Genomic DNA, 25,111 nt, shown 5'->3' with positions numbered 1-25,111 from the left:
TAATATTAATTAAGAAGAAGTTTTTGCGCCGTTAATAAAGCCTCAGGCCTTACCAACCCTGACATCGTTTCTACATCGCTTTGCAGCGCCGCTTGCCGTGTCAGTGGAGTCGCATTATAGGGATCCGATTCTGTAGCGCAAGCGTTTATTACAGAAAAATGAAAATAACTGCCTTTATGAACACTATTTGCACCAAGCGCTCATTAAACACACTTATCATGCCCATATTTGATCATTTTAGACGTAGCAGCCTGTAGAAAACTCGACTCACTAAACCCTCGTTCTTTACCTATAGGCTACCGACTATAGGGTAAAACAAGGAATTAACCATTAGTCTTAAATAGCAGTAAAGCACGATTAGGCAGTTTTTATTCCACTAAGGATGACGTAAGCTGAAACTATAGCGAGCTAATCATAAGTGGAGTAAGTAATGAGCGTGAAGTCTTTTTCTGGTTTTAGCCCCATTTTAGGTAAAGAAGTATGGGTTGACCCAAGCGCGGTGCTGTACGGAGAAATCAAACTAGGTGACGACGTAAGCATTTGGCCCTTGGTCGCTGCACGTGGCGATGTAAACCACATACAGATCGGTGCTCGCTCTAATGTACAAGACGGCAGTGTGCTACATGTAACTCGCAAAACTGAAAACCCTCCGCATGGCTATCCCTTAATTATTGGTGAGGATGTCACCGTGGGTCATAAAGCAATGCTGCATGGTTGCACTATTGGTAGCCGAGTATTGGTTGGCATGGGAGCAATAGTATTGGATGGCGTTGTTGTAGAAGACGATGTAATGATTGGTGCGGGTAGTTTGGTGCCACCTCATAAACGTTTGGAGTCTGGATACTTATATATGGGTAGCCCAGTGAAACAAGCTCGACCATTAAATGACAAAGAAAAAGCCTTTTTAAGTGAATCAGCTGATAATTATGTTCGTTTAAAGCAGAAGTACTTAGAAGAACAACTTTAAACAATAATATTGCCGTTTGATTCAAAATCTTCTTGTTGTAACTTTTGTTCTAGCAATTCTTCGATATCGAATTGAACACTATGGTAGGCCTCTAGCATTTTGTCGTCGTTAGTTAACGGTAAGCCGACTAGATGCTCGAGGGTACTCTTACGTACTGCACATTGTACTTTCGCCCCCATGACTTGAGCACTGAATTCGACCTGTTGATTCACCGCTTGCCAGCGCTGGTCATCACTTATAATAATGCTTTGATTCATAATATAGCGGCTCCGCCTAGTAAGGCTTAGTTGTTGTTATTTATGCTAAGTCTTTTTAAAGTGTTGCTTCGGTATATGCAAACTGCAAGTGAAATATAGATGATAAATTGGCAATGGTTACGTTTTGAGGAGCTAAGTACTCAGCAGCTATACCAAATGATCGCCCTGCGTGAAGCCGTTTTTGTTGTGGAACAAGACTGCCCTTACCAAGATGTGGATGGACGTGACCCACAGGCCTTACATCTATTAGGCAGTGAAGATGGTCAATTGCTCGCTTACGCCAGAGTTTTTCCACCAGAGCCTCTTGATTCGAGTATTGGCAGAGTAGTGACGGCTAAAGCCGCTCGTGGCAGAGGACTCGGCCAACAATTAATGCGCCACGCTATAAACTATTGCCAACAACATTGGCCAGCCGCCACTATTCATATTTCTGCCCAGCGTTATCTAGAAGATTTCTATCAAAGCCTTGGTTTCGATATCTGCACGAAGCCCTATCTTGAAGACAATATTCCACACGTAGGCATGGAAATAAAAGCTAACGACTAAGGTTGCGGCGTAACTCGCGCAATACTTGACGAAAACCAGGGCGAATACCGCGCCATACCGTAAAGCTTTCAGCCGCTTGGCCCACTAACATTCCTAAGCCATCAACAACTTTAGCAGCGCCTTGTTCGCTGGCCCAGGCATTAAAAGCGGTAAGCTCAGCCGAATAAGTCATGTCGTAACAACGGGTATGTTTGGTAATCACCTCGGCCTTAAGCGGAGGAAGCTCACCTTTTAATCCCGCTGAGGTTGAGTTGATCACAATATCAAACTCGCCAGCGACGGCTTCAAAAGAGCTCGCATTAATATTGCCAAAGTCACTAAAACGTTCTGCTAAGGCTTCTGCTTTACTTACGGTACGATTGGCAATGAGAACTTCGCTGGGTTGCTGCTCTAATAGTGGGCGTAATACACCTCGCGCCGCACCACCAGCACCTAACAGCAAAATACGTAAACCATTAAGCTCTCCAAAATTAGCAATTAGATCTGCCACAAGACCCGCACCGTCGGTATTGTCGCCCAATATCACACCATCGTCGGTGAGTTTTAAGGTATTCACGGCACCAGCTAATAAAGCCCGCTCGGTATGTTGCTGCGCAGCTTGATAAGCTTGCTCTTTAAATGGCGCGGTAATGTTGCAACCTTTTCCTCCATCTTGCCAAAACGCAGTTAGCGCTTGAGCGAAGCCGTCTTCTGCAGGCTCAATGGCGGTGTAAGTTAACTGTTGCTGGGTTTGGCGGGCAAACAAGGTATGAATAAAAGGAGATTTTGATTGGCTAATTGGGTTGCCAAATACTGCGTATAAATCCATTAGGCGCACTACATAAACAAATAATAAGTCACCTTAACAAGGCTTTAAGCAAAAGCCAAAGCGCAATCTTGAAAATATAGCGCACCTTTTGGCTTGGTCTTAATCGTCTTCGTCTAACTCAGGGGCATCAACATCATCCACCTCATTGTTATCATCATTTACTGGCGCGTCGTTGGCACCGGTCTTGGGTGGATTACTGACCAAACCATGAAATGCCTTGCGGCCAGTAAGCTTTTTATATTTTAGCCACACTTTTTGTTCAGCGGTTTCTGGCTCTGACACACCACGACATACTGATATAAAAATCGACTCAATATCGTCAATAGGTTCGCGAGTAGATTCATCGAGTTCTTTAAAGGCACTACCGCAGCGTTCTAATAACTCTGCTTCTTTAATGGTGAAGGCGCCGCTGCGAGAAAAGCCACGGCGAAAGTGTTTGTCATCGAAAAACCGACGTTTTGCTAAAAACGATCCATTCATAGCTTAAGACTCAACTAATAAGACATTTTTATGGCTTAGTTTGATAACACTAAGCCTTAAAATATTTAATCCATAGTGGTCATTTTGGCAAGAAAATAAGTCGCTTTTTTTACAGTGTTCAAACTGACGGGTTTAGCCAGTCTTGCGGCATCAAATAACGTTGATAAAGTTGCGCTTCTGCACTACCTGCTTCTGGCTGCCAATTGTATCGCCACTTAACTAAAGGCGGTAAAGACATAAGAATAGACTCAGTTCGCCCACCCGACTGCAAACCAAATAAGGTGCCCCGGTCGTAGACCAAGTTAAACTCTACATAACGACCACGGCGATACAATTGGAAGTCACGCTGTTGCTCATTAAACGGCGTATTTTTTCGTCGTTCAACAATGGGCAAGTAGGCCTTCAAAAAGCCTTCTCCCACCGCTTGAGTAAAAGCAAAACTTTGGGCAAAGCCGGTTTCGTTAAGATCATCAAAGAATAAGCCACCAACGCCACGAGTTTCGTTACGGTGTTTTAAGTAAAAGTAGCGGTCGCACCACGCTTTGTATTTTGGATATACCTCTTCACCAAAAGGTTGGCACAAGTCTGCAGCAGTTTGATGCCAAGAAATACAGTCTTCGTCAAAACCATAATAAGGGGTTAAATCAAAGCCGCCACCAAACCACCATATAGGTGCTTCGCCTTCTTTCTCTGCCACAAAAAACCGCACATTAGCATGTGAGGTTGGCACCATTGGATTGTTAGGATGAATCACCAAAGACACCCCCATGGCTTCAAAATGACGACCGGCTAGTTCTGGGCGTTGTGCAGTGGCCGATGCTGGCATTTGTTTGCCACAAACATGGGAAAAGTTAACCCCGGCTTGTTCAAACACCTTGCCATTGGTAAGTACGCGGGTACGTCCTTCACCGGTTAAACCATTATGCTCGGCTGGGTCACGCTGCCAATCGTCGTGGAAGAAACTGGCTTCGCCGTCTTGTTGCTCAAGTTGCTGACAAATAGTTTGTTGCAACTGCAAAAAAAACTGTCGCACTGCTTCAATGTTAACGTCTTGCATGCCGGATCCTTCACCTAGTAATTAAGGGTTAAGCGCGAATCACTTCGCCAGTAAAAATATCTTTGATTTGGCTGGTTTGCTTAGCCTTACCCAAAGGGCCGTCAACCACTAAGTCTACGCCCGTTAACAAGGCAGCTTGCTCAGCATTTGCAGCTGGTATTTCTCCGCTGTAATTAGCCGAGGTAGACACTAAAGGCTTGCCCCAACGCTGACAGATATCAGCCACCAGTGGGTGTGAGGTTAAACGCACCGCAACACTGCTGAACTGACCAGAAATCCACTTGGGTGTAGCGGCTGAAACGGGCACTAACCAAGTAGTGGGCCGAGTTTGCTTGCTCACCAATAACTGCTGCTGCTCGGCACTTAGGGCTGAATAATCAATATAGGGTAATAAGTGCGCAAGCTCTGAGGCTAACAAGATCAGCCCCTTTTCCACTGGACGGCGCTTTATCTGCAAAATTTTTGATACTGCTTGTTGGTTATCTGGGTCACAGCCCAAACCAAACACCGCTTCGGTTGGGTAGGCTATCACTGCGCCTTGCTGTAGAACAGTGACGACTTCACTGGTGTTTGTGGTGATGGGGCGTTGAGTAGGCTGGGTCATTATTTTTGCACTTTTACCAAACTGTGAATTAACAAAAACTGTAGTGCGGCACATACCACCACCGAAGGCCCTGCTGGCGTATCTTGATACCAAGACAAACATAAACCTAAGACCACCGAGATAGCACCAAATACGATGGCAAATACCGCCATTTGCTCCGGCGAACGACTTAAACGACGGGCAGTCGCTGCAGGGATTAATAACAAGGAGCTAATAATTAATGCGCCAACAATTTTCATGGCAATCGCCACTACCACTGCTAATAACAGCAGTAATAAAGCGCGCATTAAACCAACATTCACCCCTTCCACTTCGGCAATTTGCTCATTAACCGTAGCCGATAACAACTTATTCCATTGGCTAAGTAAAATAGCCAATACCACGGCACCACCGCCCCAAATCCATAATAAGTCTTGCTGAGTAACGGCCAGTAAATCACCGAACAAATAAGCCATTAAATCAATACGCACGTTGTCCATTAGGGCCACAACCACTAAACCTAACGACAGGGCAGAGTGCGCCATAATACCTAACAAAGTATCGCTAGCCAGCTGCTTATAGCGTTGCAGTGACAACAAAATCACCGCCAACATTACGCCACTAAATACCACGGCTATCACTGGGTTAATTTGCAGCCATAAACCTAAAGCAACACCCAGTAATGAAGCATGTGCCAAGGTATCGCCAAAATAGGCTAAACGGCGCCACACCATAAAAGAACCCAAAGGCCCAGCGAGTACCGCAATGCCTAAACCCGCCAGTAAGGCATTAATTAAAAAGTCATCCATGCTTAGTTATTCTCTTCAGAGCTGGGCTGCGGGTGATGATGTTCATGGTCGTGTTCATCACAAACATGATGGTGGGTATACACGGCCAATTGTTGCCGTTCATTTTGGGCAAACAAACGCGCAAACTCAGGGTGCTGAGCAACACTTTCTGGTTCACCATGACAACAAACATGATGGTTCAAACAAATAACGTGGTCGGTACCCGCCATCACTAGATGTAAATCGTGAGAGACCAACAATACGCCACAACCAATTTGCTGGGCAATATCAGCTATCAATTGATATAACTCTATTTGCCCAGAGATATCTACCCCTTGCACCGGTTCGTCTAACACCAACAATTGCGGTTCACCAAGCAGCGCTCGCGCCAGCAATACTCGCTGCATTTCACCGCCAGACAAACGCACCATTTGTCGGTCGAGCAAGCGACTAATGCTTAACTGACTAATTACTTTGGTTAAACCCGCTTTCGATGAATGACGAGCCAGCTTAAGAAAGCGCTCTACGGTTAGCGGGAAGGACTCATCAAGGCTAATTTTTTGCGGTACATAGCCAATGCGTAGCTTAGAGGCACGCGCGATGTTGCCCGAATCTGCCGAGATTAAACCCAAAATCACTTTTATGAGGGTACTTTTACCTGCGCCATTAGGGCCAATTAAGGTAGTTATTTGGCCGCGATTAAGTTCCAACGAAACATGGTCGAGTACCATGCGGTCGTCAAAGCTAACACAGATGTTGTTCAGTGAGAGTAAGGTGGTCAATCCCTGCATCCTATAGAAAAATTAGCGTGTATGTCCCCAGCGAGTTTAGCGTGGGGCGCGCTATTCTACACTAGATGTTACACTATCGTATTATTTTACCAAATCACCTCAAAAAGCCTTTATGCGTAAACTGTTTTTTATCGTTATGTTAATTGCTGCGCCAAGTTGGGCTACCAACCCAAACATACTGGTAAGTATTAAACCCCTACAGCTAATTGTAACCAGCCTTACTGAAGGCGAATTAGCCGTTGATTACTTGGTAAGCCCTAACGTATCGCCACACGATTATGCTTTGCGCCCTTCTGATGTAAGAGCGATTCGTGAAGCCGATTTATTAATTTGGGTCGGTGATGAACTAGAACCCTTTTTAAGTAAACCTCTTAGTCAAACCGATACTTCTCAGTTGGCATTGCTTGATTTGCCGAGTTTGGATCTCATTGATGGTGACAAAGGCCACGAGCATCATGATCATGAGGGCCACCATCATGATGTTGACCCGCACATTTGGTTGGGCCCAAGCGAAGCCCGAGTGATAGCTGCCGCCATCACCGAAAAATTAATAAGTAAAATGCCGGAGACTAGCGAACACTTTCAGCAACAGTTAACGCGCTTTAATCAACACCTCGATAAGCTTGAGCAAAGCATTAGTCAGCAATTAGCGCCGGTTCAACAACAAGGGTATTTTGTTTTTCACGATGGTTATAGTTATTTTGAGCGCCAGTTTGCTTTAAATCGCTTAGGCGAATTCACCATCAATCCTCAGCGTCGCCCTGGCGCAAAAAGCCTGCTGAACATTCGCCAGCAACTGGAGCAAGGTAAAGCCAAGTGTATTTTTGCTGAACCCCAATTTGACGGCGCTTTGCTAGAAAGCATTAGCCAACACAGCGGGGCTAAAATTAGCATGCTCGATCCATTGGGTATAAGCGTGAACAATAATAAAGACGGTTACTTTAAATTACTGCAGCAGTTAGCCGATGCTTACTCAGATTGCTTAAGCCACTAATAAAAAACGGAGCCTAGGCTCCGTTTTTTAAATCACTCGAGAAAACTGTTGCCGCCGCGCCTGGCTGCGAAAATAAACATCGAAGCACATACAAATATTTCGGATCAGTAAGCGCCCTTTATTGGTCACTATAATCTCTTCATTGCTCATGCTCACTAAACCGTCTTCAACAAAAGGTTTGAGTAACACGAGGTCTTCAGCAAAGTAAGCCTGAAAATCCAAATTAAATTGTTGTTCAATATCGCTAAACGATAATTGAAAATTACAGATCAAGGTTTTAATCAGTTCGCGACGAATCAAATCATCTTGATTAAGTGCTATGCCTTTCCACTGTGCGTGACCCTGTTGGTCGATTTGTGCGTAGTAGGTTTTTAAGTCTTTTTGATTTTGGCTGTAAGCATCGCCCAACATAGAAATAGACGAAACACCTAAACCCAATAAGTCGGCTTCACCCTGAGTGGTATAACCTTGGAAGTTACGATGTAACTCGCCTTTGTTCTGGGCAATCGCCAATTCGTCGTCTGGCTTGGCAAAGTGGTCCATACCAATAAACTGATAACCGTGAGTGGTTAAAAACTCAATGCTGTCACGTAGTATACCTAAGCGTTCATCACTGCTTGGCATTGCAGCTTCATCTATTTTTCGCTGAGCAGCAAAACGGCTCGGCAAATGGGCATAGTTAAATACCGATAAACGGTCTGGGTCTAGGTCAATCACCCGCGCTAAGGTTTGCTTAAAGCTATCACGGGTTTGGTGCGGTAAACCGTATATGAGATCGATATTTACCGAGTTAAAGCCCACTGCTTTAGCGCGCTCTACCAAGGCAAAAATAAAATCTTCATCTTGGTCTCGATTAACCGCTTGCTGTACTTGTTTATTAAAGTCTTGCACACCTAGGCTTAAACGGTTGAAGCCTAATTCGGCCAGCAAATCGATAGTAGAAAGCTCAATCTCACGCGGGTCAACTTCAATACTAATTTCTGCACCTTCAGCAAAACTAAACTGACTAAACAGCTGGCTAGTGAGTCGTTTTAGTTGTTCGGGCTCAAGGTAAGTTGGTGTGCCACCGCCCCAATGCATTTGGCTCACTTTGCGTTGCTTAAATCGTGGCGCTTGTAGGGCTATTTCTTGCTCTAAGTAATCAAGGTAAATATCAGCTTTGTGTTGATGACGGGTAATCACCTTATTACAGCCGCAGTAGTAGCAAAGCTTATGGCAAAAAGGAATGTGCACATACAGTGATAAATCTCGCTCAGGAAACTTTTCACTGGCCACGGTAAACTGGGCTTGGCCAAACTCTTCATTAAACTCTAAGGCCGTAGGATAAGAGGTGTAGCGTGGTCCCGAGTAGTTGTACTTCTCGATTAGTTGCTGATCCCAATCCACCGTTGATACTGACATCTGAGTTATCTCCTAGAGCGCGTTTACACTGAGCTGTGTCAGTGCTTCGGCTTCTTGCAATATAAGTTTCTCTAAGGCTTTTTCTTCAGCTTCTCGCTCAAGATCTTGGCGCATACGCTGCTGCAACGGCAGGGTATTGCGCGCCTCATGAGTAGGCAATTCTTTTACCGCATTGTATAACTGAAACACCGACGGAAAGCGTTGCGCCCAATCAATAAGCTCTGGCGTTTGCAGAGCAAGCAACAAATTGCTGACTCTTATCACACCTTCCGATAAGCCGCAGCGGTCTTCTTGCATGGCTTTAGCAATATAACGAATGTCGTTTACTAGGTTTTCATTACGCTTGGCCACCGCGTGTTGAATGACTTTTCGTTGCCCCAACAAACGCCCCACCAATAACGCCGCATATACTGCCAACGCTACAACAATTACTGTTGCTGCCACCAGCCACCAGACCATCTGTATTAATCCTTATACTGATCCAAAGAAGAGCTATTTAGCGAGCGCCATAGCTGCTCGTCATCGTCTAAAGCTTCGGCTTCTTCGGCGTCTTCCGATAGGCCTAACTCAGCCAGCAACTCAGCATGGCGAGCTAATTGTAAATCGACCCATTGCTGTTCTTTTTTGCTAATTTCACCGCCTTCTTCTAATACATCAATCAGGCTTTCGAGGCGCGTATCGGCTTCTAACAGAGCTAACTCTTTTTCTGGCGTCAATGGCTGCTTAGCAGGTGCTGGCTTAGCCACTTTTTTCGCCGCTACAGGTTTAGCAACACCCAGTACAACCGGTGTTTTGCTGCCGTGGCGTGGATCAGTTTTTTGCTTGGCAATGGTGTCTTGCTTAACTTGCTCAGCTTCTTGCTGACGATTGCCCGAGGTTTTACCCTTACCTTTAGTTACCGTTTCAGGAACAGCAACTCGTTTAGACTTAAAATCAGGGTCCTTGCGTACCCCGATTAACCCACCTTTACGATTCTTTTTTCTGGCCATGTTATTTACCTTAAACTCTATGGAATAGCGCCACACTGGGGCTCACTATCTCCAACTTCATCTGATAATGCTCGGCTAACCACGCAAATGTTTTATCACTATAAAACGCCACATGAGTAGGATCATTTTTATAATACCACTGCGGAAAAACCTTAGTTCCACTATGGCGTTTAGTCATTACGGCTAATAAACCCGGCTGCTGAACCAGTGATATCAAACGCTGCCAAGCGTGCTCTGGAAAATTAAAGTGCTCTGCCACTTCGCTGCACGTCACAAACCGATAAGTCTGAGTTAATAGCTGCTCATCGGGATAATATATTGGATCATAGTTCAGTAACTGATGCCCTGCTTGCTCTAGCAACAGTGCCAAAGCTGGGCCCGGCCCACAACCAAAATCTAAGCCAATTGCTTGGTGCGTTAGTGCTGCCACAACTGGTTCACTAACTTGCCGTAAAAAACCTAAATACGCTTGGTCTTGCGGATCATTATTATGGCAATCGTAATGCGCTTTTTCAGCGTCTGCACTTAGCAGGTCATTTGGGTCTAGAAAGATCAAATCACAGCTTGGGCAATGCCAATATTGACTACATTTATTGCGATAAAAATCGCTTGGTGATGCGGCACAACAAAGTGGACATTTCACCAATCAGCACCTTGCCGTATTTTTTAGGGGCGCAAGTGTAACACTAAGCGCTAAGATGGCGAATAATAAATCAATAGAGCTGGGCAGCGAGCGCTGCCCAGTTAACGCTTAGTGTAAACCACCAAGGTATTGCGATAACAACTCAATATCTTTATCGCTTAGTTTTGCAGCTACGTCTCGCATCATGCCGTTCATGTCGTTGGCGCGCTCTCCACTACGGAACAATTCTAACTGGCTCTTAATGTAACCTGCGTATTGTGAAGATATTCGTGGGAAGCCCGCTAAGCTTTGACCAACACCACGAGGGCCATGACAAGCAGTACATGCAGCAATGCCACGCTCTAAATCGCCACCCATATATAACTTCTGGCCCGCTTCTACAAACTCTGGTGCGGTAGTGTTTGGACTCATTGATTGGCCTGAGTAATAAGCCGCCAAATCTTGCATATCTTGGTCAGATAATGGCATTGCCATGCCACCCATTACGGCGTTGTTACGCCCTTCTGTACCGCCGCTGGTTGCGCCGGCTTTAAATTCTTTTAGCTGTTTCACCAAGTAACCGGCGTGTTGGCCTTCTAATTTAGGATAACCAGCTGCTTCGCCTTGTTCGTTATGACAAGCTTTACAAGTTGCTGATTTTTGCTCTCCGGCCACAGCATCTCCCTTCGCCCAAACCGGACTGGCTACACCCGCCATTAACATTAAAACTAAGGTAAGTTTTTTCATGACATTCCATTTATTAGTATTATTCCAAACCACACACTGGTGCCCGTGATACACTTAGCGAGTCCAGTAACGGCATTATTTTACACAATTTTGCCAAAAACGTAATGTATTACCCTAATTTCCTTGTGGAGCTCAACATCGCCATGGCGCAATATCATTTTCAAAACACCCACTTTATTACCAGCGCCCCCGATATTCACGCCATGCCCGAAGACAGCGGGATTGAAATCGCCTTTGCTGGCCGCTCAAATGCTGGAAAATCGAGTGCATTAAATACCTTAACCCGCCAAAAAAGTTTAGCACGAACCAGTAAAACACCGGGGCGTACTCAATTAATTAACGTTTTTGAAATAATGGACGGTTTTCGCTTAATCGACTTACCGGGCTATGGTTTTGCTCAGGTACCAGAAGAAGTGAAGAAAAAGTGGCAAAAATCCTTGTCGGAGTATTTACAAGATCGCCAAAGCTTAAAAGGCATAGTGGTACTTATGGATATTCGCCATCCATTTAAAGATACCGATGCCGGATTGATTCAATGGGCGGTAGATTGTGATTTGCCTGTACTTGCCTTGCTAACCAAATCAGACAAGCTAAAACAAGGCGCGCGTAAAGCGGCTATTTTAAAAGGCCGAGAAACCGCCAAAGAGTTTGGTGGTAACGTTCGTGTAGAAGGTTTTTCCTCGTTAAAGAAACAAGGCCTAGATTTACTGCAAAATGCCCTTGTAACTTGGTTTGACCAACATGTAGAAGAACAAGCTCAAAGCGCTGAGTAAATGCCGCTAGGCTTGCTCAACCGCAGCAAGCCTTAAATCTCCCCCCCTCTTTATTCTCGCTCACTGTTCCCACAAAAACAAAATGCTACACATCGCTTGTCGTGGTTGAACCCGCTTTTTGTTTCATGAAGTTTCATAGCCAAACCCACTAGCTGTGCACTCGCTCATAGTTTTATGAGAAATTGTCGTCGATGGGAAAATTTTGCAATTAGGCTACCGAAGAACGTAAAGGTTATGAGAATGCAGATCGCTATACTGGCGCAAAACTTAACGAGGAAACACCATGAGCGTGAATGATGCAACCGAGACTAGGATTGAAGAACCTAGCGAGATCAGCGACGCTGAAGCGGTAACCACAGCCGACAAGGCACGTGCCGAACAGTTAAAACCCATTAGCGGCGCGCTAGTAACCCATATGTATACGGCAGACCCTTCTGCCCATGTATTTAACGACAAGCTATACATCTACCCATCTCACGATGTAGATAACGGCCAGCCACTGAATGACAACGGTGATCACTTTGATATGCGTGACTACCACGTATTCTCTCTCGACCGTCCATTTGGCGTAGTGAGTGATCACGGTAATGCGCTAGATGTAAAAGATGTACCTTGGGCTGAAAAGCAAATGTGGGCACCCGATGCCGCCGAGAAAGATGGCAAGTACTACCTATACTTTCCAGCCCGTAACTACGATGGCATTTTCCAAATTGGGGTTGCTGTAGGCGACTGTCCAGAGGGGCCATTTGTTCCGCAAGCAAACGCTATTGAAGGCAGCTTTAGTATCGACCCTGCGGTATTTAAAGACGACGATGGTAGCCACTACATGTACTTTGGTGGTCTATGGGGTGGTCAATTACAAAACTGGCGTAACGGTGAGTTTGGTGAAGAGCAATTCCCAGCCGATAACGAAATCGCCTTAAAGCCTTTCGTTGCTAAAATGACCGACGACATGCTGGAGTTTTCTGAAACACCAAAAGAGATCGACATTGTTGATGAAAATGGCGACTTGCTGTTAGCCGGAGATAACGAACGTCGTTACTTTGAAGGCCCATGGCTGCATAAGCACAACGGGCGCTACTATTTGTCTTACTCAACCGGTGATACTCACAAAATTGCTTACGCGAGCAGTGGCTCTCCTTATGGGCCATTCCGCTATGAAGGCGTTATTCTTGAGCCAGTATTGGGTTGGACAACTCACCACTCTATCGTTAAATACCAAAGCAAATGGTATCTGTTCTACCACGACAGCACACTATCTGCCGGACAAACCCATTTACGCAGTATTAAGATGGCGGAGTTAAATATTGACGACGCGGGCAAAATTGAGGTGATTAAGCCTTATTACGACTAGTAATACGCAGCTGAAAAAACGCCACACTCGTGGCGTTTTTTATGTCTCCAAAACACCGTTTTTCCATGTCATTGGCCACAGCAGTTTATACTGTAAATGACAGGCAAAAAAAAGCCCCATCGTTTGATGAGGCATGTAAGAAAAGAATTCTTAAAAACTGAAAGCACTATTCCAATTGCACTAATTATGACCCGCTGAAAATGAATTAGTTCACACTACTTTCTAAAAAGTTGTATTTTTTATTTCACCATGTAGCCAGAAGCTGTGACTAAAGCAGTGTTTCTTGTAATAAATAAAGATGAATAGCGGAGAATTACGAGCTTATATTTCCAAATATCGTAATTAAACAACCAAATAAAAGAAAAAAAGAAACAATCGGCGGCGAGTAGGTTTGACTGAAACAGGGACACAATAAATTAAGGGCCCTAACTCCGCACGGTGACTGGAATTTAGATAAAAAAACGCCCCGACAGATGACTGTCGAGGCGGCAAAATAGCCTTTTTCAACTACGTGAAATAAAGGTCTGAAAGATAGAACATCTTACCTCTGTACCCTACAAGAGTTACTCTAGAGCATCATCGATGAAAAATAAAGCACTTTTTGTAAGGAAATTTCACTTTAGAGGTATATATGAGTTTTAAAATTACGCGAAAAGGTTTTCAAAATTACCAAGTAAATCTGAAATAAAAAAGGCACAAAAAAAGGAGGCTAAAGCCTCCTCTATTGATATAAATTTATCGCCTAGTGGGCTTCATCCCAGTTTTCACCCACTCCAGATTCAGCCACCAAAGGTAAATCGAGCGTAACAGCCTGTTCCATTAATTGCGTTAATTTTGGAACAATTCGCTCTAGCTCTGACTCGAGTACTTCAAACACTAATTCATCGTGAACCTGCATCAACATTTTGCAATGTTCTACTGGTTGAGTGCTTAACCAATCGGCTACTGCGATCATCGCCTTTTTAATTATATCGGCGGCGGTACCTTGCATTGGCGCATTGACCGCCGCGCGCTCAGCCGCTTTTTTACGCATTCCGTTACGCGAGTTAATCTCGGGTAGGTATAAACGGCGGCCAAAAAATGTTTCTACATATCCATGCTCTTGGCAAAAATCACGAGTACTATCCATGTAATCATGCACTGCTGGATAACGCTCAAAATAGCGATTCATGTAGTTTTGCGCATCAGCACGGGCAATGCCTAACTGCTTAGCTAAACCAAACGCGCTCATGCCATAAATTAAGCCAAAGTTAATCGCTTTTGCGCTACGGCGTTCGTCAGCACTCACCGCTTCTAGCTCCTTGCCAAACACTTCGGCGGCAGTGGCTTTATGCACATCTTCGCCAGCCGCAAACGCTTTTAACAAGCCAGGATCTTGTGAAAGGTGGGCCATAATCCGTAACTCAATTTGTGAGTAATCGATCGCCACTAACTTATAGCCATCAGCGGGAATAAAGGCCTGACGCACTTTACGCCCTTCTTCATGGCGAATAGGGATATTTTGCAAGTTAGGATCGGTAGACGAAAAACGACCAGTAGCAGTAACGGCCTGATGATATGAGGTATGTACACGGCCTGTACTTGGCTCTACCATTTTTGGTAGCTTGTCAGTATAAGTCGACTTAAGTTTAGATAGGCTACGGTACTCTAAAATCACTTTAGGCAAGGCGTAATCTAAGGCTAACTCTTGCAGTACTTCTTCGGCTGTTGAGGGTGCACCTTTTGGTGTTTTCTTAACAATTGGCAGTTCCATTTTCTCAAACAAAATAGTTTGCAATTGCTTAGGAGAACCTAGGTTAAAGGGTTCACCCGCTAGCTCATGCGCCTGCTTCTCTAAACCGTCGATGCGCTCGCCTAGCGACAAGCTATGCGCTGCCAATCGTTGGCTGTCGATACGCACTCCCTGACGCTCAGTCTTAGACAATACACTCACTAAAGGCAGCTCTACTTCTTCGAACAGACTTTTAAGTTTTGGCTCTTGCTCCAATTTTGCCCATAAGGTTTGGTGCAGACGTAGAGTGACATCGGCGTCTTCTGCGGCATAAGGTGCAGCCACTTCTAGCTCAATTTGATTGAAGGTAAGTTGTTTAGCGCCTTTACCTGCAATATCTTCAAACTTGATGGTTTTATGTTGCAAGTATTGTAGAGATAAGGAGTCCATATCATGGCGAGTAATCGTGCTATTAAGCACGTATGACTCCAACATGGTGTCGTACTTAATGCCTTGTAAATCGATGTTATAACGTGCCAGTACACTCGCGTCGTACTTTAGATTTTGTCCTACTTTCGCTTTATTGGGATCTTCCAATAAAGGTTTCAGCTTTTCTAATACCCAATCGCGTTCTAGCTGCTCTGGCGCATTTAAGTAGTCATGAGCCACCGGTAAATAAGCGGCTTTGCCTGCTTCTACTGCAAACGACAAACCGACTAACTCGGCTTGCATGTAATTAAGCGAGGTAGTTTCGGTATCAATGGCAATCAAGTCTGCGCTATTTAGCTGCTTAAACCATTGCTCAAACTGCTGCTCAGTTAAAATTGTTTCGTATTCGCCGGTTATTGCAGGCGCTGGCGAGGCATCTTCAGCGGGTGCATCAGCTGCATCGCTTGCTATCGATCCCTTGCTTAATGCTTCACTCAGCCAACGTTTAAACTCTAACTCACCAAATAGTTTTACTAGGGCATCTTTATCTTCTGCCGTACGCTGCATGTCGTCCATGCTAAAGCCTACGTCCACATCGCACTTAATGGTGGCTAAGAGATAAGATAAACGCGCATCTTCGCCGTGCTCGCGCAATTTCTTTGGCATGGTTTTAGAGCCACGGAAACCCAGCGGAGCAACGGCATCGGGGTCAGCTAATAATTGTTCTACGCCACCAATGCCTTGCAACATCGCCAGTGCAGTTTTTTCGCCAACCCCTGGTAAACCGGGAATATTATCGACCTTGTCGCCCATTAGAGCTAAATAATCGATAATTAGCTCAGGCGGTACGCCAAATTTCTCTATCACGCCTTCTCGATCCATTACCGTATCCGTCATGGTATTGATCAGAGTGATGTTGTCATCCACTAGCTGCGCCATGTCTTTATCGCCAGTGCTAATGACTACGGCTTTGTTTTCGGCTGAAGCTTGTTTAGCCAGGGTGCCAATAACGTCATCGGCTTCTACACCGGGCGTAGCAACCATTGGTAAACCCATCGCTTTAATGACCGCATGCAGCGGCTCAATTTGGCTACGCAAATCATCAGGCATTGAGGGGCGATTTGCTTTGTACTCTTTATAGATGTCATCTCGGAAGGTTTTACCCTTGGCATCAAACACCACCACTATATGCTCAGGCTGAAACTGCTTAAGCAAACTGCGCAGCATATTAATAACACCGTAAACAGCGCCCGTGGCTTCGCCTTTTGAGTTGGTTAAATGAGGGGGAGCATAAAATGCGCGGTACAAGTAAGAAGAGCCATCAACTAATACCAAAGGCTGATCGGGGAGGGTTGCCATAACCGAGATCCAAAGTTCAGATTTTCATTGCGCTCGATGATGCCACAGCCACCCTAAATGCACCAGAGCTAAGCGTTGTAGCCTCGGATAAATTGTGGATAACTCTGTTGACAAACAGCAAGCATTCTCTCGCGAAAAAATCACAAGCTTAATGGAGAAATCGTAAAATCATTTATTTCAGTTACTTACGGAGATTGAAAGGCAAAAAATTGGAGCGGTGAACACTTTCCTTATTGTGGAAAACATCATTCCATGACATTGCTTTTCTTGCCTATGCCGGTGAATTAATAATCAACTCAGCTCAAGCAGGTGGATTAATATAGAAGATTCCTCTGAGCGAAACCTTGTAATGGATCACATTTTAACCAGCCTGAAAATTTAATTTTGTTTATCCAAAACTGGCATGTTTTAACACAGCCAGTAAGGGCGTACAGCTGGCTTGAAAGTGCTCACTATTCGCGCATTCAAACCAAGCACTTTCGGTTAGGGCATCAAAACGCCACCACCACAATTGCTGCTCTAGGTAAAAGCCCAGTACCAACCAATCGGCCCCTTGTTCGGCAAACGAAATAGGCCAAGCTTGTTGTTCAATAAAGTCTTGCGCTTGAGCCAAAAACTGCTGTTCTTCAAATAAGTGATTAAGTTTAATCACTCCATGCTCTTCAAGCACTTCAAATAAGGGCGTTAACTGCTGCATGAGATCTCCAAACACTTCCCCCAATCTGGCGGCGGTGCCGCAAAACGCTGTGCGCCGTGCTGCTGGGTAAAAGGTTGAGACATAGCCTGATGCAGGGCGTGTAACTCTGCATAATCGCCTTGTTCTGCTTTTTCTATTACTTGTTGCGCCAAATAATTACGCAATACATATTCTGGTACGTGCTGTTTAATAGCCGCAATACGGTGTTGCTGACTGCGTTCATTTTGCTGACAACGCTCTGAATAACGGCCTAACCATGTGTGCCACGCTACCGAAAATGTCTCGGGTAGCTGTGCTAAAGGTGCAGCCAAAGCCCGCATACTTTGATGATAGTCAGCTTTCTGTTCGGCCAATAAGCTAAGCCATTGGCCCAACAACGCTTCGTCTTCATCTTGCCATTGCGTCAACCCTAGTTTGCTTAACATCAAGCCCTGATAGTGCTGGTTAATTGTTTGCTGATAGCGCATCCATAAAGGTTCAGCTTGGTTGCTAGGTACATAGTCTGACAAGGCTTGGGCTAAACGCTGTAAATTCCATAAACCTACACCAGGCTGCTGGTTAAAGGCATAACGGCCATAGTGATCGCTGTGATTACAAATGTGGCCGGGATTATAATCATCTAAAAAGCCATAAGGACCATAATCAATGGTGAGCCCGAGTATCGACATATTGTCGGTATTCATCACTCCATGACAAAAGCCTTCGGCTTGCCATTTGGCAATCATTAACGCAGTGCTATCGACTACCTGCTGCAACATTGCCAACACTGGATTTTGGTGTGTTAGGCAATCACTAAAATAGTGCTCTAAACAAAAATCGATTAAACGCTTTAAGGGCTGAGTTTGTTGCTGATAATAAAGGTATTCAAAATGGCCAAAACGAATATGACTAGGCGCCATGCGCACTAACATCGCTTCTTTCTCAAAACGCTCTCGTTGAACTAAACCACTGCCCACCGACAAACTCAATGCGCGAGTTGTCGCAATGCCTAGTGCAGCCATCGCTTCGCTGGCCAAAAATTCTCTAATGGTGGAACGCAATACAGCTTTTCCGTCGCCTTGGCGAGAAAAAGGAGTGAGCCCAGAGCCCTTTAGCTGCAGTTCCCAGTAGTCGCCTTGCGCTGTTTTAAGCTCGCCGAGTAGCAACGCTCGGCCATCGCCTAATTGCGGAGAATAGCCGCCAAACTGATGACCAGCATACACCGTAGATACCGGCTGCATGCCTTCAATTAATAGCTTGCCAGCGGTTAAACCTAAGGCTTCGGGACCAGCCATAAAGGTTTTGTCAAAGCCAAGCAATGCTGCGGCATCATGGCTAACAATGGCCAACTCAGGATCTTGCAAAGGCGTAGGCTGCTGCTGATGGCAGAGCTCGGGCAATGCGGTGGAAAAACGATTCACAAACTCCATATGTGATCCTCTTTTTGGCAACTAACTCGCCGTTAACTGGCTTGGTATTGGTCTATTAAACCCATGAATTGATAACCGTAACGCTCTAATTTTTTCAAACCCACGCCACTTATGGCTAACATTTCATGCTGAGTTTGCGGCAATTGCTGGGCCATTTCAATTAAGGTGGCGTCGTTAAACACCACAAAAGGCGGCACCGATTCTTCGTCGGCGAGTCGCTTTCTCAAATTACGTAGCAAGGCAAACAAACGCTTATCATATACCCCATAGCTGGCAGTCTTTTTACTTTGCTTGGTGGTGTTTAAGCGCGGCACGGCTAACGACAAAGCTTGGTCACCTTTAAGGAAGGGCCGTGCAGCTTCGGTTAATTGTAGTACCGAGCTACGCGCAATATTTTGCTGCAGCAAACCTAAATGAATCAACTGCCTTAACACACTCATCCAGTGCTCGTGGCTAGCACTTTTACCAATACCGTGGGTAGAGAGTTTGTCATGACCCTGTTCCAAAATACGCTGGCTCATACTGCCACGCAATACTTCGATAACATAACCAATACCAAAGCGCTGACCTAAACGGTAAACACAAGACAGGGCTTTTTGCGCATCTTGCAGACCGTCATATTGTTTGGGGGGATCTAAACATACGTCGCAGTTACCGCAGGGTTTAGCCAAATACTCACCAAAGTAGTTGAGCAATACTTGGCGGCGGCAGGTTTGCGCTTCGGCAAATGCCACAATCGCGTTAAATTTATGGCTTTCAACGCGGCGCTGTTGTTCGTTTTCGTTCTCTTCAATAATTCTGCGCACCCAGTTAGCGTCGGCAGGATCATAAAGAAATACCGCTTCTGCTTCGGTGCCATCACGACCAGCACGACCGGTTTCCTGGTAGTAGGCTTCGATATTGCGCGGAATATCATAGTGAAATACATAGCGCACATTAGGTTTATCAATACCCATACCAAAAGCGACAGTGGCCACCACTACTTCAATTTCATCTCGCTGAAACTGCTCTTGCACTAATTGGCGTTGCGCAATAGGCAAGCCAGCATGGTAGGCGGCGCTGCGTAAACCTTCAGCACTTAACTTCAACGCCAGTTCTTCAACCCGTTTACGGCTACTGCAATACACAATGCCACTATCTTCGCGGCGTCGTTTTACGTACTCACTAAGCTGCTGCCATGGGCGATACTTTTCTTGCAAGGTATAACGAATGTTTGGTCGATCAAAGCTTGAAATATGGGTAAAGGCTTCACCTAAGTTAAGCCGCTGCAAGATATCTAAACGCGTGGTGTCGTCGGCGGTTGCGGTTAAAGCCACCAAAGGAACATTAGGGAAGTTTTGTTTCAAGCAGCCTAATGCATTGTATTCAGGCCGAAAATCATGGCCCCACTGAGAGATACAATGTGCTTCATCAATGGCAAACATCGCCAAAGATAGCTCTTGCAGGCGCTGCAAGAAATCCCCATTAATTAAACGCTCCGGTGAAATATAGAGTAGTTTTAGCTCACCTTGTTGCAAGCTTTTATAAACTTGAAACTGCTGGTCACGCTCTAAGCTAGAGTTAAGGTAAGCCGCATTAACGCCATTGTGTTGCAAGCTGTCTACTTGGTCTTTCATCAATGAGATAAGCGGTGAAATAACGACGGTTAAACCCGGTTTAACCAAAGCCGGAATTTGAAAACACAGAGATTTACCACCACCTGTAGGCATAATCGCTAGGCAGTCTTGGTCTTCCAGCAAACGCTGGATAATGGCCGTTTGCCCGGTTCTAAATTCGGAAAAACCAAAGACATCTTGTAGAACTTGCTGGGCGCGTTGCATTACAGGTAAAACATCCAAAAACCGGGTTGTGACTTAATCGGTCGGCCATTGTAATCAAGCGCTGCGGTCTTGTCTTGGTTTGCCTTTATTCTTTTCTCACTATACAGTATTTAAACAAGCGTTTAATTTTGTAAGGAAGCAAGATGACCAGCTCACGACAACAAAAGTGGCGACAAGCCATCGCCGATACTTTCATTAATCAAATGCCGTTTAATCAGTTACTTGGCATTGATCTTGTTGAATACAGTGCGTCTGGTGTAAAGCTAAAATTGCCTATGGACCCTAAGTTAGTAGGCAATCCCATTCATGGCATCTTGCATGGGGGGGTTACTGCAACTATTTTGGATGTAGCCGGTGGAATGACGGCTGCGGCGGCTGCGATCAACCGCTTAGAAGATTTATCTAGCAAAGAATTATCGGCTCGAATCAGCAAAACCGGCACCATCGATTTACGCATTGACTACTTGCGCCCCGGTATTGGTGAGGTATTTTATGCCTCTGCAGAAGTAATACGTTCCGGTAACAAAGTCACGGTGACTCGTATGGAACTACATAATCAAGAGGGTACTCACATTGCCTTTGGTACCGGCACTTACTTGGTTGGCTAGCCACGCTTAGTTGCCATTTAAACTGTAATTTCTGCGTCAATTTTCAAGTATTTCACCCAGTTATAGCTATACTTGAACAAGCTAATCTACTGCAACATAGGGCTTGCAAAGTCATGAGTACAACTCTCAGTTCTCCCCAATTAATCAAAACCTTAGATGCACTATTGTTAGAAGCACAGCAACACGCAAGTAGCTTAGAACATGAGGATTTGGAACTATGGTTAGAACACGAGTTAAATGGATACGGTGACTTTGCTCACTTCCCTGATTACCGAATTGTTGAATGTAAGCAATTAGGTATATTTGTAAAACCCCAACAAGAGCTGCAACACTTTGAGCAAATTCATGATGATTGCTTAAACGAACGCGATCGCTGCCGACTGCGTTATTTACATATTCAAGAGCCACTTTTAGAGTGCTTAAACAAGCAAGATGAAATTCAGCGCCCTTGGCCTTTGCGCATACTCGCCAGTTACGCCAACGATATTATTCCTGGGTATAGTTGTGTTCGAGCTTGGCAAAGTTACCATGAGCCGCTAAACGATCGCTTTATTCATGGTGTGCTGGGACACCTACTGCACCTGCTACTTGAAGAGCCAGTGGCTAATACGCCCAAAATACTTAAACAACTCGGCACTCTTTGTCAGCAAGACTCAGCTCTTTTTGAGATTTGGCAAAAGCTATACTGCGAAACTTCGTCAGCAGTGTAATAAGCGGAAACTAGGCTGATTACAGCCTTTTATTATATGGCTGCTTAGCTAATCGCCTGCTACACTACTCTGACTTTTCTCCCTTTTTCCTTTTTTATGCCTAATCAAACCGCTAAACACGGCGTTATATTTGCTCTCGCCGCGTACATTATGTGGGGAATTGCTCCCGTCTATTTTAAAAGCCTGACCGAGGTGCCCGCTTACGAGATTTTGGCGCATCGAGTGGTGTGGTCCTGTTTATTTATCACTGTATTGCTGGGTGTGGGTAAACAATGGTCGGCGGTAAGTGCGGTGATTAAACGCCCTAAACAGTTAGCGACCTTGGCGTTAACCTCGGTACTTATTGGCATTAACTGGTTAATCTTTATTTGGGCAGTTAACAACGATCGGATGTTAGATGCCAGCTTGGGTTACTACATCAACCCTTTATTTAACGTGATATTAGGCATGCTGTTTTTGGGCGAGCGCTTTCGTCGTGCCCAATGGGCAGCCATTGGCTTAGCTTTAATCGGTGTATTAATTCAGGTTATTAGCTATGGTTCTTTACCTTGGATAGCCATGAGTTTGGCGGTAAGTTTTGGTATATACGGCTTGTTACGGAAAAAGGTTAACCTGGGTGCGCTACCGGGTTTATTTGTAGAAACCCTGTGGTTGTTGCCGCTAGCTGCCGCTTATTTGTGGATATTTGCTGATTCGCCAACCAGTCACTTAACCAATAACAGTACAGGCCTTAATGTGTTGTTACTGAGCGCAGGCATAGTTACCACCTTGCCGCTACTGTGCTTTGCTGCCGCAGCTACCCGCTTACGGTTATCCACCATTGGTTTTTTCCAGTATATCGGCCCATCATTGATGTTTATGTTAGCCACCAGCGTTTACGGTGAAGAGCTAGAACCGATGAAACTTCTCACCTTTGCCTTTATTTGGGTGGGTTTAGGGGTATTTACTTGGGATGCCTTACGTAACCAGCGCAAACAACGCCAACAAAAAAAAGCAGCCCAGTAGGCTGCTGTTACTTTGTTTCTCTTTAACGCTTAGATCTTTTCTAATCGCGCATAAGCCAATACCAACCACTTAGCGCCGGCTTCTTCAAATTGCACTTGTACGCGGCTTTGCTGTCCAGAGCCCTCGTAGTTAAGCACAATACCTGCGCCAAACTTAGGGTGAGAGACCCGCTGGCCAAGGTTAAAGCCACTATCATCAAAGGCAGCCTGCTGAATTTGATGAGAAAAACGCCCTTGTTGCACTGGCCTGCTTACTGCGGTGTTCAAACGAATCTCATCTAAACATTCGCTCGGTAACTCACGTAAAAAACGTGAAGGAGCGTGAAAGACTTCTTTGCCCCACAAGCGACGGCTTTCGGCGTGGCATAAATACAACTTTTGCATGGCGCGGGTCATGCCCACATAACAAAGGCGACGTTCTTCTTCTAAACGACCCGACTCCTCGGCTGATTGCTGACTTGGGAACATGCCCTCTTCCACACCCACCAAAAAGACCACTGGAAACTCCAAACCTTTAGCGCTGTGCAAAGTCATCAGCTGCACTGCAGCTTCGTCGGCCTCCGCTTGGTTATCACCGGCCTCTAAAGCCGCATGAGAGAGAAACGCCACTAAAGGAGACAGATCTTGGTCTTCTTCCATTTGAGTAAACTGCTGAGTCGCAGTGACCAGTTCGTCTAAGTTTTCTACACGCGCTTGGGCTTTTTCGCCTTTTTCCGCTTGGTACATGGCTAATAGGCCAGAGCCTTTAATCACGTAATCGGTTTGCTCACCTAATGCTAATTCTTGGGTTTGCTGCTTTAGCTGGCCTAACAATTCAATAAACTGTTTCACTGCGTTAGCCGCACGACCCGACAAGGCATTTTGCTGTAAACAATAATCAACCGCTTGCCATAGGCTTAACTGTTGCTCACGCGCGGCTTGGCGCAATAACTCAATGGTGCGCTGGCCAATGCCACGGGTCGGTGTATTTACCACCCGTTCAAAAGAGGCATCGTCATGGGGATTACTAATTAAGCGTAGGTAAGCCAGAGCATCTTTAATTTCTTGGCGCTCGAAGAAACGCAGGCCGCCGTAAATTCGGTAGGCTAAGCGTTCTTGCATCAAGGCTTCTTCCAAAACCCGCGACTGCGCATTGTTTCGGTACAAAATGGCACAATCAGCTAGGCTGGCACCTTGTTCTTCAACTCGCTGCTGTATACGCGCAACCACAAAGCGAGCTTCGTCAATATCGTTAAAGGCGGTATAGATAGAGATTAACTCGCCTTCTTTGTCGTCGGTCCACAGGCTTTTGCCCATGCGCCCTTGGTTGTTTTCGATTAAGTGATTAGACGCCTTAAGAATATTGGCACTACTACGGTAATTTTGTTCCAGCAAGATGGTGTTTACTTTAGGTACATCTAATTCAAAGCTTTGAATATTTTCAATTTTTGCACCGCGCCAACCATAAATAGATTGGTCATCATCGCCCACGATAGTGATGTTATTCTGATCGGTAACCAACATGCGTAGCCAAGCGTATTGAATGGTGTTGGTATCTTGAAATTCGTCTACCAGAATATGTCGAAAACGCTGCTGATAGTGTTGCAGAATATGCGGTTGTTTTAGCCACAACTCATGAGCGCGTAATAACAGCTCGGCAAAATCGACCAAACCTGAGCGGTCACAAGCCTGCTGGTAGGCCTGATAAATTTCTAGCTGCTGACGCTCAATCGGATTATTACTGTAATCAACATGCTCGGCGCGTTGGCCTTCATCTTTGCGCGCATTGATATACCACTGAACTTGCTTGGCTGGCCACTGCTTCTCGTCTAAATTCATCGCTTTAATTAAACGGCGCAACAGCCGATATTGGTCGTCGGAGTCAATAATTTGAAAGTCGTCAGGCAGGCCAGCATCTCGACTATGAGCGCGTAATAAGCGATGCGCCAAGGAGTGAAACGTCCCCATCCACATGCCTTGGAAACGGTTGCCCACTAACTTTTCTACCCGCGAGCGCATTTCGGCTGCAGCTTTGTTGGTAAAAGTCACCGACAAAATAGATAGCGGTGAAACATTCTCTACCTGCATTAACCAGGCAATACGGTGCACCAATACGCGCGTTTTACCACTACCGGCACCGGCCAGTAACAACATATTACTTGGGGGAGCAGCTACGGCTTCGCGCTGCTTATCATTAAGGCCGTCTAACAGCTCAGAAATATCCATGG

At 45.3% G+C, this 25,111-nt stretch carries 25 protein-coding genes; 8 read left to right on the top strand and 17 right to left on the bottom strand.

Annotated features, from left to right (window positions below; genetic code table 11):
• Positions 1-430 precede the first annotated feature (430 nt).
• The gene (locus FFR00_RS16405; protein WP_137674497.1) at positions 431-967 is read left to right on the top strand and encodes a gamma carbonic anhydrase family protein; all 537 of its coding nucleotides are present in this window, start codon (positions 431-433) and stop codon (positions 965-967) included.
• On the opposite strand, the gene FFR00_RS16400 is transcribed toward FFR00_RS16405, so the two are convergent.
• A complete protein-coding gene (locus FFR00_RS16400) occupies positions 964-1,224 on the bottom strand; it encodes a DUF1488 domain-containing protein (RefSeq protein ID WP_137674496.1) in 261 nt (86 codons plus the stop codon). The genes FFR00_RS16405 and FFR00_RS16400 overlap by 4 nt on opposite strands.
• 102 nt (positions 1,225-1,326) lie before the next feature.
• On the opposite strand from FFR00_RS16400, the gene FFR00_RS16395 reads away from it, so the two are divergent.
• Positions 1,327-1,770 carry a GNAT family N-acetyltransferase gene (locus tag FFR00_RS16395; RefSeq protein ID WP_373681413.1) on the top strand — a complete coding sequence of 148 codons (444 nt, stop codon included), beginning with the start codon at positions 1,327-1,329 and terminating at the stop codon, positions 1,768-1,770.
• Here the strand turns inward: FFR00_RS16395 and aroE are convergent.
• From aroE to znuC, 6 genes are all read right to left on the bottom strand, one after another.
• Positions 1,760-2,578: a shikimate dehydrogenase gene (aroE, locus tag FFR00_RS16390; protein ID WP_137674494.1), complete on the bottom strand. Its 819-nt coding sequence runs from the start codon at positions 2,576-2,578 to the stop codon at positions 1,760-1,762. The genes FFR00_RS16395 and aroE overlap by 11 nt on opposite strands.
• A 99-nt stretch (positions 2,579-2,677) precedes the next feature.
• Positions 2,678-3,058, bottom strand: a complete 381-nt coding sequence (gene maoP, locus FFR00_RS21990) for a DUF413 domain-containing protein (protein WP_137674493.1) — start codon at positions 3,056-3,058, stop codon at positions 2,678-2,680.
• 118 nt (positions 3,059-3,176) lie between these two features.
• Positions 3,177-4,115 (bottom strand): oxygen-dependent coproporphyrinogen oxidase, encoded by a 939-nt coding sequence (gene hemF, locus FFR00_RS16380; protein WP_137674492.1) that lies wholly within the window; start codon positions 4,113-4,115, stop codon positions 3,177-3,179.
• A 28-nt stretch (positions 4,116-4,143) separates the two neighbouring features.
• Positions 4,144-4,719 carry a Sua5/YciO/YrdC/YwlC family protein gene (locus tag FFR00_RS16375; RefSeq protein ID WP_137674491.1) on the bottom strand — a complete coding sequence of 192 codons (576 nt, stop codon included), beginning with the start codon at positions 4,717-4,719 and terminating at the stop codon, positions 4,144-4,146.
• A complete protein-coding gene (gene znuB / locus FFR00_RS16370) occupies positions 4,719-5,507 on the bottom strand; it encodes a zinc ABC transporter permease subunit ZnuB (protein WP_137674490.1) in 789 nt (262 codons plus the stop codon). The genes FFR00_RS16375 and znuB overlap by 1 nt, the downstream gene beginning before the upstream one ends.
• Positions 5,508-5,509: 2 nt before the next feature.
• Positions 5,510-6,277, bottom strand: coding sequence for a zinc ABC transporter ATP-binding protein ZnuC (gene znuC / locus FFR00_RS16365; protein ID WP_235836247.1), 768 nt, complete (start codon positions 6,275-6,277; stop codon positions 5,510-5,512).
• Between the two features lie 112 nt (positions 6,278-6,389).
• Here znuC and znuA point away from each other — a divergent pair, with 112 nt between their 5' ends.
• The gene (znuA, locus tag FFR00_RS16360; protein WP_137674488.1) at positions 6,390-7,271 is read left to right on the top strand and encodes a zinc ABC transporter substrate-binding protein ZnuA; all 882 of its coding nucleotides are present in this window, start codon (positions 6,390-6,392) and stop codon (positions 7,269-7,271) included.
• Positions 7,272-7,298: 27 nt separating this feature from the next.
• On the opposite strand, the gene hemN is transcribed toward znuA, so the two are convergent.
• From hemN to FFR00_RS16335, 5 genes are all read right to left on the bottom strand, one after another.
• The gene (gene hemN / locus FFR00_RS16355) at positions 7,299-8,672 is read right to left on the bottom strand and encodes an oxygen-independent coproporphyrinogen III oxidase (RefSeq protein ID WP_137674487.1); all 1,374 of its coding nucleotides are present in this window, start codon (positions 8,670-8,672) and stop codon (positions 7,299-7,301) included.
• Positions 8,673-8,684: 12 nt separating this feature from the next.
• Positions 8,685-9,131 (bottom strand): DUF2489 domain-containing protein, encoded by a 447-nt coding sequence (locus tag FFR00_RS16350; RefSeq protein ID WP_137674486.1) that lies wholly within the window; start codon positions 9,129-9,131, stop codon positions 8,685-8,687.
• Between the two features lie 5 nt (positions 9,132-9,136).
• Positions 9,137-9,661: a Der GTPase-activating protein YihI gene (gene yihI / locus FFR00_RS16345; RefSeq protein WP_137674485.1), complete on the bottom strand. Its 525-nt coding sequence runs from the start codon at positions 9,659-9,661 to the stop codon at positions 9,137-9,139.
• A gap of 10 nt (positions 9,662-9,671) precedes the next feature.
• On the bottom strand, positions 9,672-10,304 hold the full coding sequence (locus FFR00_RS16340; RefSeq protein ID WP_161985193.1) for a methyltransferase domain-containing protein: 633 nt from the start codon (positions 10,302-10,304) through the stop codon (positions 9,672-9,674).
• A 108-nt stretch (positions 10,305-10,412) separates the two neighbouring features.
• Entirely contained in the window at positions 10,413-11,030 is a 618-nt protein-coding gene (locus FFR00_RS16335) for a cytochrome c (RefSeq protein WP_137674483.1), read from the bottom strand.
• A gap of 137 nt (positions 11,031-11,167) precedes the next feature.
• Here FFR00_RS16335 and yihA point away from each other — a divergent pair, with 137 nt between their 5' ends.
• Together yihA and FFR00_RS16325 are read left to right on the top strand one after the other, a co-directional pair.
• Positions 11,168-11,803: a ribosome biogenesis GTP-binding protein YihA/YsxC gene (gene yihA, locus FFR00_RS16330; protein ID WP_373681412.1), complete on the top strand. Its 636-nt coding sequence runs from the start codon at positions 11,168-11,170 to the stop codon at positions 11,801-11,803.
• A 283-nt stretch (positions 11,804-12,086) separates the two neighbouring features.
• Positions 12,087-13,157 carry a glycoside hydrolase family 43 protein gene (locus FFR00_RS16325; protein WP_201798761.1) on the top strand — a complete coding sequence of 357 codons (1,071 nt, stop codon included), beginning with the start codon at positions 12,087-12,089 and terminating at the stop codon, positions 13,155-13,157.
• Between the two features lie 742 nt (positions 13,158-13,899).
• Here the strand turns inward: FFR00_RS16325 and polA are convergent.
• The 4 genes from polA to recQ form a co-directional block, all read right to left on the bottom strand.
• The gene (gene polA, locus FFR00_RS16320; protein WP_137674481.1) at positions 13,900-16,656 is read right to left on the bottom strand and encodes a DNA polymerase I; all 2,757 of its coding nucleotides are present in this window, start codon (positions 16,654-16,656) and stop codon (positions 13,900-13,902) included.
• A 388-nt stretch (positions 16,657-17,044) separates the two neighbouring features.
• Positions 17,045-17,353, bottom strand: coding sequence for a hypothetical protein (locus FFR00_RS16315; protein ID WP_137674480.1), 309 nt, complete (start codon positions 17,351-17,353; stop codon positions 17,045-17,047).
• Positions 17,341-18,762, bottom strand: a complete 1,422-nt coding sequence (locus tag FFR00_RS16310) for a YdiU family protein (RefSeq protein ID WP_137674479.1) — start codon at positions 18,760-18,762, stop codon at positions 17,341-17,343. The genes FFR00_RS16315 and FFR00_RS16310 overlap by 13 nt, the downstream gene beginning before the upstream one ends.
• Before the next feature lie 32 nt (positions 18,763-18,794).
• A complete protein-coding gene (gene recQ, locus FFR00_RS16305) occupies positions 18,795-20,582 on the bottom strand; it encodes a DNA helicase RecQ (RefSeq protein WP_137674478.1) in 1,788 nt (595 codons plus the stop codon).
• A 143-nt stretch (positions 20,583-20,725) separates the two neighbouring features.
• On the opposite strand from recQ, the gene FFR00_RS16300 reads away from it, so the two are divergent.
• The 3 genes from FFR00_RS16300 (at position 20,726) to rarD (ending at position 22,905) form a co-directional block, all read left to right on the top strand.
• A complete protein-coding gene (locus tag FFR00_RS16300) occupies positions 20,726-21,190 on the top strand; it encodes a thioesterase family protein (RefSeq protein WP_137674477.1) in 465 nt (154 codons plus the stop codon).
• A 113-nt stretch (positions 21,191-21,303) separates the two neighbouring features.
• Positions 21,304-21,900 carry a hypothetical protein gene (locus tag FFR00_RS16295; protein WP_137674476.1) on the top strand — a complete coding sequence of 199 codons (597 nt, stop codon included), beginning with the start codon at positions 21,304-21,306 and terminating at the stop codon, positions 21,898-21,900.
• Between the two features lie 96 nt (positions 21,901-21,996).
• The gene (gene rarD / locus FFR00_RS16290) at positions 21,997-22,905 is read left to right on the top strand and encodes an EamA family transporter RarD (protein WP_137674475.1); all 909 of its coding nucleotides are present in this window, start codon (positions 21,997-21,999) and stop codon (positions 22,903-22,905) included.
• A gap of 29 nt (positions 22,906-22,934) precedes the next feature.
• Here rarD and uvrD read toward each other — a convergent pair whose 3' ends face one another.
• Positions 22,935-25,109, bottom strand: coding sequence for a DNA helicase II (uvrD, locus tag FFR00_RS16285; protein ID WP_137674474.1), 2,175 nt, complete (start codon positions 25,107-25,109; stop codon positions 22,935-22,937).
• Positions 25,110-25,111: the final 2 nt, after the last annotated feature.

The organism is Agarivorans sp. Toyoura001, assembly GCF_005405585.1.
GTDB lineage: Bacteria > Pseudomonadota > Gammaproteobacteria > Enterobacterales > Celerinatantimonadaceae > Agarivorans.
This window is presented reverse-complemented; position numbering and strand designations above follow the sequence as displayed.

Excerpts from the sequence above, each read along its gene's own strand:
- aroE (WP_137674494.1), bottom strand. The coding sequence starts at position 2,578 with ATGGATTTATACGCAGTATTTGGCAACCCAATTAGCCAATCAAAATCT.
- FFR00_RS16405 (WP_137674497.1), top strand. The coding sequence starts at position 431 with ATGAGCGTGAAGTCTTTTTCTGGTTTTAGCCCCATTTTAGGTAAAGAA.
- FFR00_RS16310 (WP_137674479.1), bottom strand. The coding sequence starts at position 18,762 with ATGGAGTTTGTGAATCGTTTTTCCACCGCATTGCCCGAGCTCTGCCAT.
- rarD (WP_137674475.1), top strand. The coding sequence starts at position 21,997 with ATGCCTAATCAAACCGCTAAACACGGCGTTATATTTGCTCTCGCCGCG.
- maoP (WP_137674493.1), bottom strand. The coding sequence starts at position 3,058 with ATGAATGGATCGTTTTTAGCAAAACGTCGGTTTTTCGATGACAAACAC.
- FFR00_RS16335 (WP_137674483.1), bottom strand. The coding sequence starts at position 11,030 with ATGAAAAAACTTACCTTAGTTTTAATGTTAATGGCGGGTGTAGCCAGT.
- znuA (WP_137674488.1), top strand. The coding sequence starts at position 6,390 with ATGCGTAAACTGTTTTTTATCGTTATGTTAATTGCTGCGCCAAGTTGG.
- hemF (WP_137674492.1), bottom strand. The coding sequence starts at position 4,115 with ATGCAAGACGTTAACATTGAAGCAGTGCGACAGTTTTTTTTGCAGTTG.
- yihI (WP_137674485.1), bottom strand. The coding sequence starts at position 9,661 with ATGGCCAGAAAAAAGAATCGTAAAGGTGGGTTAATCGGGGTACGCAAG.
- znuB (WP_137674490.1), bottom strand. The coding sequence starts at position 5,507 with ATGGATGACTTTTTAATTAATGCCTTACTGGCGGGTTTAGGCATTGCG.
- FFR00_RS16375 (WP_137674491.1), bottom strand. The coding sequence starts at position 4,719 with ATGACCCAGCCTACTCAACGCCCCATCACCACAAACACCAGTGAAGTC.
- FFR00_RS16300 (WP_137674477.1), top strand. The coding sequence starts at position 20,726 with ATGACCAGCTCACGACAACAAAAGTGGCGACAAGCCATCGCCGATACT.
- recQ (WP_137674478.1), bottom strand. The coding sequence starts at position 20,582 with ATGCAACGCGCCCAGCAAGTTCTACAAGATGTCTTTGGTTTTTCCGAA.
- FFR00_RS16325 (WP_201798761.1), top strand. The coding sequence starts at position 12,087 with ATGAGCGTGAATGATGCAACCGAGACTAGGATTGAAGAACCTAGCGAG.
- FFR00_RS16400 (WP_137674496.1), bottom strand. The coding sequence starts at position 1,224 with ATGAATCAAAGCATTATTATAAGTGATGACCAGCGCTGGCAAGCGGTG.
- polA (WP_137674481.1), bottom strand. The coding sequence starts at position 16,656 with ATGGCAACCCTCCCCGATCAGCCTTTGGTATTAGTTGATGGCTCTTCT.
- FFR00_RS16295 (WP_137674476.1), top strand. The coding sequence starts at position 21,304 with ATGAGTACAACTCTCAGTTCTCCCCAATTAATCAAAACCTTAGATGCA.
- uvrD (WP_137674474.1), bottom strand. The coding sequence starts at position 25,109 with ATGGATATTTCTGAGCTGTTAGACGGCCTTAATGATAAGCAGCGCGAA.
- FFR00_RS16315 (WP_137674480.1), bottom strand. The coding sequence starts at position 17,353 with ATGCAGCAGTTAACGCCCTTATTTGAAGTGCTTGAAGAGCATGGAGTG.
- znuC (WP_235836247.1), bottom strand. The coding sequence starts at position 6,277 with ATGCAGGGATTGACCACCTTACTCTCACTGAACAACATCTGTGTTAGC.
- hemN (WP_137674487.1), bottom strand. The coding sequence starts at position 8,672 with ATGTCAGTATCAACGGTGGATTGGGATCAGCAACTAATCGAGAAGTAC.
- FFR00_RS16350 (WP_137674486.1), bottom strand. The coding sequence starts at position 9,131 with ATGGTCTGGTGGCTGGTGGCAGCAACAGTAATTGTTGTAGCGTTGGCA.